Raw genomic sequence first — 13,737 nt, forward strand, 5'->3', positions numbered from 1 at the left:
AGTTGTGCGGCTATCCTTTTAGTTTTGACATTTAAATTCAATGAGAGGAAACATTAATGTCTAAGATCGTTAAAGTTCTAGGTCGTGAAATCATCGACTCACGTGGTAACCCAACAGTAGAAGCTGAAGTACACCTAGAAGGCGGTTTCGTTGGTATGGCAGCTGCTCCATCTGGTGCATCTACTGGTTCTCGCGAAGCGCTTGAGCTACGTGACGGCGACAAGTCTCGTTTCCTAGGTAAAGGTGTTCTTAAAGCGATTGCTGCGGTTAATGGCCCAATTGCTGATGCTCTTGTCGGTAAAGACGCAAAAGATCAAGCGACGATTGACCAAGTGATGATCGACCTTGATGGCACGGAAAACAAATCTAAGTTTGGTGCGAACGCGATTCTTGCGGTATCACTAGCGAACGCGAAAGCAGCCGCTGCCGCTAAAGGTATGCCTTTGTATGAGCACATCGCTGAGTTAAACGGCACTCCTGGTCAATTCTCTATGCCTCTACCAATGATGAACATCATCAACGGTGGTGAGCACGCCGATAACAACGTAGATATCCAAGAGTTCATGATCCAACCTGTTGGCGCAAAAACGCTAAAAGAAGCAGTACGTATGGGCGCAGAAGTGTTCCATAACCTAGCTAAAGTTCTTAAATCTAAAGGCTACAACACTGCTGTTGGTGACGAAGGTGGTTTCGCTCCTAACCTAAAATCTAACGCTGAAGCGCTAGAAGTTATCGCAGAAGCGGTTGCAGCGGCTGGCTACGTGTTAGGTAAAGACATCACTCTAGCGATGGACTGTGCAGCATCTGAGTTCTTCGACAAAGAAGCCGGCATCTACAATATGAAAGGTGAAGGTAAAACCTTCACTTCAGAAGAGTTCAACCACTACCTTGCTGAGCTAGCTAACAAGTTCCCAATCGTATCTATCGAAGACGGTCTTGATGAGTCAGATTGGGATGGCTTCAAGCACCAAACTGAACTACTTGGTGACAAGCTGCAATTAGTGGGTGATGATCTGTTCGTAACCAACACTAAGATCCTGAAAGAAGGTATTGAGAAAGGTATTGTTAACTCAATCCTGATCAAGTTTAACCAAATCGGTTCACTAACTGAAACATTGGCTGCTATCAAGATGGCGAAAGATGCTGGTTACACTGCTGTTATCTCTCACCGTTCAGGCGAAACTGAAGATGCAACGATTGCTGATCTAGCGGTAGGTACTGCTGCAGGTCAAATCAAAACGGGTTCTATGAGCCGTTCTGATCGCGTTGCTAAGTACAACCAATTGATCCGTATTGAAGAAGCGCTAGCTGGTCGTGCTCCTTTCAACGGTCTAAAAGAAGTGAAAGGCCAAGCGTAATCCTTTTGGATACGGCTTAGCATTATTGCTTAGAGAACGCCCTGCATAGCAGGGCGTTTTTTATATTGAAGATAAGTACAAGGCCGGTGCAGTAGGGCTTATGCCGCTGCGCTAATCGCTTGTATTCGTCGTTTATTAAGCTCTTCTTTAATAGCTTTTCCCTGAAAACCATCAGCGATCACCTGCTGTACCTCGACACTTAGAGCCGCTTGATAAGCATTAAGAAAGAGATCGCGTTGCGGATAAGCGTTTGCTTCGCAGCCTAATCGACCAGCGTGATCCGCCTGACAACAGAGCAAAACGTCATGCAAACGCTCGGGTTTACGCCAGACATCGAGTTTGTCGAGTATCTTAAGCTTGGTGCTTGCTTTAAGCTCTGCCGCTCGATGAATGTTTGAATGTTGCTCACAGACTAATAATGCTAGATCTTTGCACTCATTAGGAATGCGGACACGTTCGCATAACGCGTTAATAATCTTAACTCCGGTATGGCAGTGCATTTTGTGGCTTGGCCATTCATTCTGCGGTGTTACGCCTTTACCTACATCATGTACTTGCGCAGCAAAACGCACCGCAATGGATGGAGAGAGCTTTGCCGCTTGTGCGGCGACCATTAACGTGTGTACTCCGGTATCTATTTCAGGGTGCCACTGCTTGGGCTGTGGGACACCGAATAAGCGGTCAATTTCAGGTAATATGATCGCCAGCGCCCCACATTCGCGCAGTGTAGAGAGAAAGACTTCTGGATTCGCGGTCGAAAGCGATTTATGCCACTCTTGCCAGATGCGCTCCGCGGTTAAATGATGTAACTCTCCAGATTGAGCGATCTGTGTCATTAGTTGCATCGTCTCGCTAGCAATGGTAAACCCAAGATGTGCTAACTTTGCCGCAAATCGTGCGACGCGAAGGACGCGAAGCGGATCTTCGATAAAGGCATCAGAAACGTGGCGTAATAGACGGTTGTGCAAATCACGCTGACCCCCATAGGGATCAATCAGCTTGCCGGTGTTGTCTTGTGCTATGGCGTTGATGGTCAGATCGCGCCGAGCGAGGTCTTCTTCAAGACTGACATCTGGGGCGTAATAACAAGCAAATCCGGTATAGCCTGATCCTGTTTTACGCTCGGTACGAGCCAGAGCATATTCTTGTTTTGTCTTAGGGTGTAAGAAGACAGGGAAATCTTTACCGACCGCTTGATAGCCGGCTTGACGCATTTGCTCTGGACTACTGCCGACGACGACCCAATCTTGATCATGTACTGGCAAAGAGAGTAATTGATCGCGCACCGCGCCACCGACGAGATAAACTTGCACAGAGGCTCCTTATTGAGAAAACAAGTGCGAAGACAAAAACGGCCACCTTAGGTGACCGTTGTTCGTGTCATTATGCCCATCCGGCCGGATTACGTTTACGGCGAGGGATAATGTGTGGCAGCACTAGACCAAACAGCAAGCCGCCACCAGCAACGCCACCGCCATAGATAAAGTATTTCAAGAGTAAATCCTCTTTTTGGGTATCTAGGCGAGCACGCAGTTCACGGATTTCAGTTTGCGAAGCAATCAGTTGCTGACTGATATCGCTATAACTTTGCTCTAGATCGGCGATTTGTTTGTTACGGATTTCTAATGAATCGACCAGTCCGGCTTTTTCACTATCGGCATTTTGGCGAGCATTAGCCAGCTGGTTTTTTACTTCTTTAAGTTCTTTTTCAAGTTGCGGCAGACGAACCGCCATACTGACTTCACGAGTTACAAAGCGGCTTTCTATCCAACCATTGCGTCCTCGTTCATCAACAATTTGACTATAACCTGTCTCTTTATTGGTGTTGAGCAGTTTGACTTTCTCTCCCGCATCAATCGATCCAATAATACGAAACTGATTACTTGGGCCAGAATGCATATAAGTAAACAGTTTATCTGCGACATAACGGTCTTGAGCGAGCGCTGGTGCTGCTAATAAAGAAAATAGCACCATGCAGATGAGTTTTTTCACGGTAGATCCCTTAATTATGGTCAATATTGCGCGTGAGAGCTTTGAATCATCTCATTCTGTTGATGGGCGCGCAATAGGGTTATGTACGACTTTATTATCAGTCTTAAGGTTTGTTTTACAAATAGTAAAAACTTTCTGCGCGCGGCGCAACAAAGAAGGGAGGCTGAGCCTCCCTTTCTGTGCGTTTGAGTCAATAATGACAATCCGTTTACATTGGATTGACGAATCGATTAAGTAAACGCCGCTTGAATCGCATAGAAGAAGATCACGGCCAGTAAAGCACCGGCGGGTAAAGTCACAATCCATGACGCGACAATATTACGCACCACACCTAAATTGAGCGCCGCGATGCCACGAGCAAAGCCTACCCCTAACACCGCACCCACTAAGGTCTGAGTGGTTGAAATCGGTAAGCCAGTGCCTGAAGCGAGTACCACCGTCGAAGCGGTAGCTAACTGAGCGGCAAAACCACGACTCGGTGTTAATTCAGTGATCCCTGTTCCGACGGTAGCCATCACTTTATGACCCAGTGTCGCAAGGCCGATCACAATCCCGATACCACCGAGTGGTAATATCCACCAGGCAATCGCACTTTTAGACGCGACATTACCTAGGCTTTCAACCGTAGAAACCACCGCGGCTAGGGGACCAATCGCATTCGCGACATCGTTTGAACCATGAGCAAACGCCATCGCACAGGCGGTAATGACCATTAAAACAGAGAAAATACGCTCAACATTAGAAAAACCATGGTTCTCTTCGGTATCGGCAAATTTCTTATAAATGTACAGATAGCCAATAACCATGACGATGCCTGAAACCAGAATCGAACAGATCCAAGCTTCACTACTGGTTAAGTGCAGCCCAACATGTTTTAAGCCTTTTTTAATGGTCACTAAGGCGATCACCATGGTGGTAATAAACATGTAAACGGGGACGAAACGCTTGGCATTAATCAGCGGCGTTTCTGTATCAAAGATCAGTTTTTGTGCACTGACAAAAATAGCGTAAGCCAATAAGCCGGAAATAAATGGCGTGATAACCCAACTGCCAACGATCCCTTGTACTGAGCTCCAATCAACAGCTTCTGTACCGACAGAAATTGTTGCAAAACCAATAATCGCACCAATAATCGAATGGGTAGTTGAGACTGGCCAGCCCATATAAGAGGCAACAAGCAGCCAAGTACCTGCGGCGAGCAGGGATGACATCATGCCATAGACCAGCAGGTCTGGTTGATCGGCAAACAGGGTGGTGTCAATAACGCCTTGGCGAATCGTATCGGTGACTTCGCCTCCGGCTAAATAAGCGCCAGCAAATTCAAAAATCATCGCAATGATGATCGCTTGCTTGACGGTGAGCGCTTTTGAGCCAACAGATGTGCCCATCGCATTGGCGACGTCATTTGCACCAATACCAATGGCCATTAATAAACCGAAGATCGCTGCAACAATAATCAGGACAATGCCGTAGTTCGCAAGGATATCCATCGTAATACCTAGTTGTTGATAACAAGCGGAGACTCATCGTGGTGCTTTTTAGGCACGAAAAAAACCATTAGCGCAAGAATATAGTTAGCGCTTGAATGGTGGGAAACACGATTATGGCTCTTAGTTATTTGGTTAACTTAAATGATTTAAGAACGGGAAAGCATCAGTTCAAGTCGAGCACCGACTCGCTGAGCTTGATCAGCGATACCGCCGACCCATTCAAAGATTTTGTACAAGAATATGACGTCAATCGGATTCATGGTTGACTCGATAGCCATTAACTGTTGGCGTAAGCGAATCTGCATGTTGTCCGTATCATCTTCTATGACATCCAGTTGATTAATCATTTCCGCCACGAGCGTGACTTCACGACCTTTAAATCCGGTTTCCAATAACTCGTCAAGTTCATTGATCACCTTCTGTGCTTGTGTCGCCGCGTCAAGACAGCGTTGAACATAAGCGAGGAAATTATCTTGGAGAGGTTTAGGGATAATAAGCTGACGACCGTAAACACGGCCAGAAATGTCTTTAGCAAGATTTGCCAGCTTATCTTGTTGAGTGAGAAGCTCAAGCATGTCAGTACGATCAACCGGCAGAAACAGACCGCGAGGGAGTTTCAGACGAATTTCGCGTTTTAACACGTCGGCTTCTTTCTCTAAATGAGAAATTTGTGCACGTATTTCTGCCGCTTTTTCCCAATCACCTTGAGCACAAACTTCAAAGAAGTTGATCAGGTGTGAGCAGCATTCATTGACACACACAACGTGTCGTTGCAAAGGCTTAATGGGGGACTTTGCAAATAACCCCATAATGGTATTTACTGGCATGGTCATTCAACCTAATTACTATAACCGAGAAAGAACAGACACCACGATAGCCTGGTGAAATGTTGAGCGTTGGCTATAAAGGCGCGCATGGTAACCTAATAATAGAATCATTAAAACTGTTTTAGATCATCAATAGGACGATATTTCTCACTTGCCCCGCTGTCTATTAGGCAATATCCTGTCGCTATCTGCTGTGAAAGGTATAACTATGGAAACCGAGATAGAACTGAAGTTTTTTGTTTCTCCTGATTTTTCAGACGTTTTGCGTAATAAAATTTCCGAAACCAAAGTGCTTCAGCACCATTGTCGGCAACTGGGTAACACCTATTTTGATTCTGCTGACCATTGGTTACGTCAACACGATATTGGGCTACGTATTCGTCGTTTTGATGAGGTGTACGTGCAAACCGTCAAAACTGCAGGACGAGTCGTTGCAGGCCTGCATCAAAGGCCGGAATACAATGCAGAGCACACGGGCAATCATCCCGATTTAACCCTACATCCTGAAGATATTTGGCCTCAAGGGCGCGATGCTGAAACCCTGCAATCGCAATTGGTCGCTTTATTTTCGACCAATTTTACCCGTGAACAGTGGCTAGTCGCCATGAATGATGGTAGTCAAATTGAAGTGGCGTTTGATCAAGGCGTTGTCGAGGCTGGGGATCAGCAAGCGCCGATTTGTGAGGTTGAGTTAGAGCTTAAATCGGGGCAGATAGATGCTCTGTTTTTGCTTGCTCGTCACCTCTCTGAACAAGGTGGTATGCGGTTGGGGAACCAAAGTAAAGCGGCAAAAGGTTATCGTTTAGCGATGGGGTACGAAGGTGATGAGGTGCAAGGGCTCACGCTGGTGAATACCCAGAGCAATGATAACGTTGAGTCTTGCTTTATTCGCTCACTCGAGCACGCTCTTGCTCATTGGCATCGCCATGAACAAATTTACACCGAACAAGACTCGATAGCCGCTTTGCATGAGATTCGTCATGCAATCAGTTTTATTCGCCAATTACTCAGCGTATACGGTGGTATTGTTCCACGCCGAGCCAGTGCGATTTTACGTCAAGAACTTAAATGGTTAGATGGTGAATTGGCGTGGTTAAAACAGTATGACTATCTAGAAGACTTACTCAAAGATAAGGGCTATGCGTTACGTAAGCTGGATGCCCGTAAGTTTTTAGTCAACGAGCTTAAGCAGCGCCAAGAAGCCTTACCTCAACGTGAAGCGTCATTAAAATTATTACACAGTGCCCGTTATACTGCATTATTGCTGGATCTCAGCCGTTGGATTTTAACCCGCGGATGGCAGCCGTTTTTGGATGATAAAGCTCGTGAGCGAATGGCTCGACTGGTGGGGCCTTTTTCTGTCAAACAGCTTGACCGAGCATGGGCGGAGTTGGTTGAGGTTTTTCCGCCAGAAGAGGCACTCTCAGCTGATGATTATATTGAACAGCAATATCGTTTGATACGTGCGCTTTATACTGGGGTCAGTTTCGCGCGTTTATATGATGCCGAGCAGCGTTTAGCGTTTCGGATGCCATGGATTGATTTATTACATGGTATCGATGACTTATTAACCTTAAAAACGTTAGAGCAACTGCTGGATATGTTGCAAGATGAACAAGATCAAGAGCAGTTAACCCGTTGGCTTAATCGTCAAGAAAACTCGATTTTGCACGCCATGGAGCAAACGCGTCGCATTGGCATAGAAGCAACGCCTTATTGGCGTGAATAGTGCCTATCCCCTTCGTACTTGCAGTTGCAGCGGTGTTGGCTACGTTCGTTCACCCCAATCACATCGTTTGCCTATGCTCATGGGGATTCACTCACTTGCCGCCTACCTGCAACTTCAAGTCGTTTGGGTATACGCTCATCAAGCACATTCCTGAACTTTCGTTTCGGGAATGTGCTTGATGAGCATACCTTTCCATTACTCCCTTCTTTATTGAAAAACTAGAGTTAACTCACAAATAGCGCAACCGCTGGTGTATTCCATTGTAGCCATTTGATGTGTCGCCGATAAAAACGGTGATGGTTGGAGATATACTGCATTAGAGAGGGTGTAATGCATAATCCATCGGCTTAGACAAATCACACCATCAATCTGCAAATTCGCGAGGTAATACACATCGAGAGCCGCTGGTTTTTGATAGTATTAATTTCATACGAAGCTCGAAATAATTCATACGTGGTAGGTGGGCATCACACCATGATGGGCGAGCATTAAAAACAGAGTGGAGAATCAGTCATGGCGAGGATGGCATTTAAACCGTGGGAACGGGTGATCACAGACATACGTTTGATCCCTAAAATGGTCATGCTAATGTTTTTTAGTACGATTTTAGTGATCGGCAAGCAACTGTGGGATGCGAGCTTGTTCTATGACTCTTTACTTGCTGCGACTCAAAGCACGGAAATTGCCAAATTGCACTATGACACTTATATCGTGCAGGTCATTTGGCAAACTGGGTTTATGATCGTCACTTTTGTTTCATTACTGATGTTTGCCGCGCGAGTGATGTTACGTCAAACCCAATTTCTTAGTCAGTCAATCAAACAGATGGCTGAACGCGATTTATCTGAACCTATTTTTATGGACTGTAAAGATGAGTATGGTGATGTCGCTCGTGAGTTAGAGAAAACTCGCCGCCAACTGCAAGATTTAATTAAAGTGCAGATCACTACATCACAAGAATTAACCACCTTGACGGAAGTCATGACGATCAGTATGTCAGAGACGAAAGACTCCGCGCAGGAAGAGTTCCATGAAATTGACCAAATTGCTACGGCGATGAATCAAATGTCGTCAACGGTACAAACGGTCGCCGATCATGCACAAAGTGCGTCTTCATTGACCGAGACTGCTTCTCATAGTGCGGCTACTGGGCAGCAGTTTGTTCAAAAAACCATTCGTAAAATTGATCAGTTATCAAAAGATATTGCCGCTTCAGCTTCGGCCGTAAACCAAGTTGAAGAGCGAGTCGTTGCGATTGGCAGTGTGGTTGGTACCATTCAAAGTATTTCTGAACAAACCAATTTATTGGCGTTAAATGCCGCGATTGAAGCCGCTCGTGCTGGCGAGGCGGGGCGTGGTTTTGCTGTGGTTGCCGATGAAGTTCGTAACTTAGCTCAGCGTACTCAGACGGCAACGGTTGAAATACAAGATATGATTAGCCATCTACAAAGCAGCGCTAACTCGGCGGTGGATTTAATGGAAAAAAGTGTCGTTGAAGCGGCTGATGGCGTTGAATTAATCACCAATGCCGGCACAGAGTTGGACGGTATTGTCCAACAAGTCAAACTCATCAATGAGATGAACTTACAGATTGCGACAGCAGCGGGGCAACAAAGCAGTGTTGCGGTGGAGATCAATCAAAATATCACCAATGTGAGAGAGTTAGTCGAAGCATCGGTCACGGTAGTCAGTGAGTTGCTGGAAACTTCGGAACTGATGCAAAATAATGCCGAAGAATTGGATCGAAAAATCACCGTCTTCAAGGTGTGATCGGTTCAGATTAATTGATATCAACGACGCTCACTGTTTAGTGGGCGTTTTTATTTATCTCAGACTGCGATAGAGTGAGTCGATGATGAGAGACAAGGATGATTTATGCAGCTCCCCGAACACTTAATGACTCATGCCGATAACGCCTACCAACAGTTGCTTGCTGAGCAGCCGAAGCTGAGTCAGTGGCCGTTTGAATTACAGCAATCACTTCGTTATGTGACTACGTTGAGCCGTTTTGTCACCCAGACCTTCTCTCGTGATGAGTGGCTGGTCGATGAATTTCCTAATTGGTTACAAAGTGAATCGAGAGCAGAGACTTATCGCGAGCGATTACAGGCTTTATTAACGTCGTGCCCTGATGAACAAACCGGACAACGGATTTTACGTCAGTTTCGTTATCGAGAGATGGTCTATATTGCTTGGCGTGATTTTTTAGCCACTTGGCCTGTCGAGCAGAGCCTTGAGCATCTTTCTGAACTGGCGGAAGCGCTGATTGTCGAGACGTATCAATGGCAATATTCACTGTGCTGTCAAGAGTGGGGAACGCCATGCAATGCGCAAGGTGAGGCTCAACCGATGCTGATTATCGGCATGGGTAAATTAGGTGGTGGGGAGCTCAATTTCTCTTCGGATATCGATCTGATTTTTACTTATCCTGAAAACGGTCAAACTCAAGGCGTCAGGCGCAGTATTGATAACGGACAGTTCTTTACCCGTTTAGGCCAGCGGATCATAAAAATGCTTGATCAACCGACACTCGATGGTTTTTGTTATCGGGTTGATATGCGTTTGCGTCCGTTTGGCGAAAGTGGTCCTTTAGTGATGAGCTACGCCGCATTAGAGGATTACTACCAAGAACAAGGACGTGATTGGGAACGCTATGCGATGGTCAAAGCGCGGGTGATGGGCCGTGAAATGCATCATCAGTATCAAGAACTACGGCAAATGCTGCGGCCTTTTGTGTTTCGTCGTTATATCGATTTTAGTGCGATTCAATCGTTGCGGCGAATGAAATCGATGATCCGTAGTGAGGTACGTCGTCGTGGATTGAGTAATAACATTAAACTGGGTGCTGGTGGTATTCGGGAGATTGAATTTATTGCCCAAGTTTTCCAGCTCATTCGTGGCGGACGAGAGCCCAGTTTGCGCCAGCGAGGATTGTTAGAAACACTACAGGCGATTGCCGAACTTGAACTATTAACCGCCGAACAAGTCGCGCAGTTAGTGGCCGCTTATCGTTTTTTGCGCCGATTAGAAAATCTATTACAGGCCATGGAAGACAAACAGACGCAAACGCTGCCAGAGAAAGAAGACGATCAATGGCGTCTGGCCATTGCGATGGGCTATGAATGTTGGGATGCGTTACTTAGCCAGTTACAACATCATATGACGCAGGTTCATCAAGTGTTCATCACTTTGATTGGTGAGGATGATGATGAAGAAAGCACCACGGCTGATCATTTTCATGAACTGTGGGACATGGCAGATAAGCTGGATGTGATTGTACCTATTTTTAGGCAGGAGTTGGCGATTGAAGAACCTTCGAATTTGGCGCATTGCTGCTTAACGTTTAAGCAGGATTTAGCTAAAAAAACCATTGGTCCACGTGGCCGAGAGGTATTAAATCGCTTAATGCCTAAGGTTTATCAGGCTATATTCTCTCATCCCGATGCGCAATTTGGTTTAGCGCGAGTGCTGCATTTACTGAATAGTATTGCCACGCGCACCACCTATTTAGAGCTGTTGGATGAATATCCAGCAGCACTGCATCAACTGGTTCGTTTGTGCACAGCCAGCCCGATGATTTCTGAGCAACTGGCTCGTTACCCGATTTTATTGGATGAGTTGATTGATCCGCAGCATCTTTATCATCCGATCGATCTTGGTAGTTATAAAACCGAGCTGCGTGATTTTCTTGCTCGTATTCCAGAAGAGGACATGGAGCAGCAAATGGAAGCGCTGCGTCAATTTAAGCAGATCGGGATATTGAAAATCGCTGCTGCTGATATCGCGGGTGTGTTGCCAGTGATGAAAGTCAGTGATCATTTAACGTATTTAGCTGAAGCCATTGTCGATGCCGTCGTTAATCAAGCTTGGTTGCAAGTCAGTGCCAAACATGGTGTGCCGGATCATTTAACCCAACAAGCTGGTAAAGGCTTTGCTGTGGCAGGGTATGGCAAAGTGGGGGGATGGGAGCTGGGTTATAACTCCGATTTAGATATTGTCTTTATTCATGATTGTCCGGCTTCTTCCATGACTCAAGGGATCAAACCGATTGATGGGCGACAATTTTATCTGCGTCTTGCTCAGCGGATCATTCACCTTTTTTCGACCCGTACCGCTTCCGGTATTTTGTACGAAGTCGATACCCGTCTACGTCCTTCCGGCGCTTCGGGGTTATTGGTCAGCTCGATAGACGCTTTTGCCGATTATCAGCATCAAGAGGCTTGGACGTGGGAGCATCAAGCCTTGGTCCGAGCAAGAATGATTTACGGTGAAGCGGATTTACAAGCCAAATTTAATCATGTCAGACATTCTGTACTCTGTTTGCCGCGAGATCCAAACACTTTGCAACAACAAGTGGTCGAGATGCGTGACAAAATGCGTCAACACTTTGCCAGCAAAAAAGCCGGACGTTTCATGTTAAAGCACGATCAAGGTGGGATCACCGATATTGAGTTTCTCGCGCAATATTTTGTCTTACGTTATAGTCATCAGCATCCAAAGTTGACGCGTTGGTCGGATAATGTGCGTATTTTTGAATCGTTGATGAACGAAGCGGTACTGGATCCCGCATCGGCTGAGGCATTAACTCGCGCGTATACCGAGATGCGAGATCAAATCCATCATCGTAACTTATTGAATCTTGATGCGGATGTGGATGAAGCACAATGGGTAGCTCAGCGAGAATGGGTGATTGAAACTTGGCATCACTGGTTAGGCTGAACGCTGCCTACTGAACCCGATAAAGATTGGTCGTACTGACACCGCTTAGCGGTAACTCAAAGTAGTTTGCCGATAGAGGGCTATGTTACACTGCGCCATAGATTAATAGTGGAGAAGATCGATAATGAAACCAATCCTACCTGACTACAGCAAAGCGGGTGTGCTTATCATTGGTGACGTCATGCTTGATCGTTATTGGTATGGTCCAACGGGACGTATTTCCCCTGAAGCGCCAGTGCCAGTGGTAAAAGTTGAGCATAACGAAGAGCGTCCTGGTGGCGCTGCTAACGTGGCGATGAACATTGCCTCTTTAGGTGGTTTGGCGCATATCATAGGTTTAACTGGCATTGACGAGCCAGCACAAGTGCTGCAAGAAAAATTAACCTCGCTGAATGTGCAGTGTGACTTCGTTGGTTTAGCTGATTACCCCACCATCACCAAATTACGAGTGTTAAGTCGTGGACAGCAATTGATCCGTCTCGATTTTGAAGACAAATTTGAGAATATTGATGCTCAGCTGATCCTGTCGCGCATGGAACGTTCTCTGGTGAGCGTGAACGCGGTGATTTTATCTGACTATGCGAAAGGCGCTTTGGAGCACGTTCAGCAGTTGATTCAAAAAGCCCGCATGGCCAATGTCCCAGTGTTTATTGATCCTAAAGGGGCTGATTTTGAACGCTATCGTGGTGCAACCTTATTGACACCGAATATGGGTGAGTTTGAGCAGGTAGTAGGAAAAGTTAAGTCGGATCAAGAGTTGGTTGAAAAAGGCTTGGGGCTCATTGAACAGTTTGATCTACAAGCGTTGTTGGTGACCCGCAGTGAGCATGGTATGACCTTGTTGCGTCGTGGTATGGAGCCTTTCCATTTGCCAACGCAAGCCAAAGAAGTCTTTGATGTAACCGGTGCTGGTGATACGGTGATTTCGGTGCTTGCTGCGTCGGTGGCTGCAGGTAAATCTTTGGATGAAGCGTGTGTTTTAGCCAATGCTGCCGCTGGCGTTGTGGTTGGAAAACTGGGAACTTCGACGGTATCGACGATTGAATTGGCTGAAGCCATTCATGGTAGCAAAGAGGCGGATTTTGGCATTATTGGTGAAAGTGCGCTGATTGAAGCGGTCAAAAAAGCCAAAGCCCGCGGTGAAAAAGTTGTCATGACTAACGGCTGTTTTGATATTTTACACGCTGGACATGTGTCTTATTTGAACCATGCAGCAGAGCTTGGCGATCGCTTAATTGTAGCGGTTAATACCGATGAGTCGGTGAAACGTTTGAAAGGCCCAGGGCGTCCGGTCAATCCAACCGATCGTCGTATGGCGGTGCTAGCCGGGCTAGGTGCCGTAGATTGGGTGGTTCCATTTAGCGAAGATACTCCGCAGCGCTTAATTTCAGAAGTGTTACCAAGCATTTTAGTTAAAGGTGGCGACTATAAACCTGAAGATATCGCTGGTGGTGAAGAAGTGATTGCTGCGGGTGGTGAAGTGAAAGTACTGAATTTCGAAGAAGGCTGTTCGACCACAGACATTATCAAGGCGATTAAAGGCGGTAAAGGTTAACGACGGTGATCTCGATGGAGATAGCCAATCGCTGTGTTTTCAGTGCGTAAGCGCATAAAAATAAGGG

At 46.2% G+C, this 13,737-nt stretch carries 9 protein-coding genes; 5 read left to right on the forward strand and 4 right to left on the reverse strand.

Annotation, left to right across the window (positions count from 1 at the left end):
• The first annotated feature begins 56 nt into the window (after positions 1-56).
• Positions 57-1,358 carry a phosphopyruvate hydratase gene (gene eno / locus FKN88_RS13565; RefSeq protein WP_004394305.1) on the forward strand — a complete coding sequence of 434 codons (1,302 nt, stop codon included), beginning with the start codon at positions 57-59 and terminating at the stop codon, positions 1,356-1,358.
• Between the two features lie 98 nt (positions 1,359-1,456).
• Here the strand turns inward: eno and FKN88_RS13570 are convergent, their stop codons facing one another.
• The 4 genes from FKN88_RS13570 to FKN88_RS13585 all read right to left on the reverse strand — a co-directional run bounded on the left by FKN88_RS13570 (position 1,457) and on the right by FKN88_RS13585 (position 5,667).
• Complete coding sequence (locus FKN88_RS13570; protein WP_154170136.1) at positions 1,457-2,671, reverse strand: multifunctional CCA addition/repair protein; 1,215 nt, start codon at positions 2,669-2,671, stop codon at positions 1,457-1,459.
• A 70-nt stretch (positions 2,672-2,741) separates the two neighbouring features.
• A complete protein-coding gene (locus tag FKN88_RS13575; protein ID WP_158138895.1) occupies positions 2,742-3,350 on the reverse strand; it encodes a TIGR04211 family SH3 domain-containing protein in 609 nt (202 codons plus the stop codon).
• A gap of 230 nt (positions 3,351-3,580) precedes the next feature.
• Positions 3,581-4,840, reverse strand: coding sequence for an inorganic phosphate transporter (locus FKN88_RS13580; RefSeq protein WP_158138894.1), 1,260 nt, complete (start codon positions 4,838-4,840; stop codon positions 3,581-3,583).
• Between the two features lie 146 nt (positions 4,841-4,986).
• Positions 4,987-5,667 carry a TIGR00153 family protein gene (locus tag FKN88_RS13585; protein WP_161425902.1) on the reverse strand — a complete coding sequence of 227 codons (681 nt, stop codon included), beginning with the start codon at positions 5,665-5,667 and terminating at the stop codon, positions 4,987-4,989.
• A gap of 208 nt (positions 5,668-5,875) precedes the next feature.
• Here FKN88_RS13585 and FKN88_RS13590 point away from each other — a divergent pair, with 208 nt between their 5' ends.
• The 4 genes from FKN88_RS13590 (at position 5,876) to hldE (ending at position 13,670) form a co-directional block, all read left to right on the forward strand.
• The gene (locus tag FKN88_RS13590; RefSeq protein WP_306687548.1) at positions 5,876-7,396 is read left to right on the forward strand and encodes an inorganic triphosphatase; all 1,521 of its coding nucleotides are present in this window, start codon (positions 5,876-5,878) and stop codon (positions 7,394-7,396) included.
• 513 nt (positions 7,397-7,909) lie between these two features.
• Positions 7,910-9,166: a methyl-accepting chemotaxis protein gene (locus FKN88_RS13595; RefSeq protein ID WP_161425900.1), complete on the forward strand. Its 1,257-nt coding sequence runs from the start codon at positions 7,910-7,912 to the stop codon at positions 9,164-9,166.
• 105 nt (positions 9,167-9,271) lie between these two features.
• On the forward strand, positions 9,272-12,115 hold the full coding sequence (glnE, locus tag FKN88_RS13600) for a bifunctional [glutamate--ammonia ligase]-adenylyl-L-tyrosine phosphorylase/[glutamate--ammonia-ligase] adenylyltransferase (protein ID WP_306687549.1): 2,844 nt from the start codon (positions 9,272-9,274) through the stop codon (positions 12,113-12,115).
• Positions 12,116-12,239: 124 nt separating this feature from the next.
• Positions 12,240-13,670, forward strand: coding sequence for a bifunctional D-glycero-beta-D-manno-heptose-7-phosphate kinase/D-glycero-beta-D-manno-heptose 1-phosphate adenylyltransferase HldE (gene hldE / locus FKN88_RS13605; protein ID WP_306687550.1), 1,431 nt, complete (start codon positions 12,240-12,242; stop codon positions 13,668-13,670).
• Positions 13,671-13,737: the final 67 nt, after the last annotated feature.

This window comes from Vibrio sp. 2017_1457_13 (genome assembly GCF_030851525.1).
Lineage (GTDB): Bacteria > Pseudomonadota > Gammaproteobacteria > Enterobacterales > Vibrionaceae > Vibrio > Vibrio metschnikovii.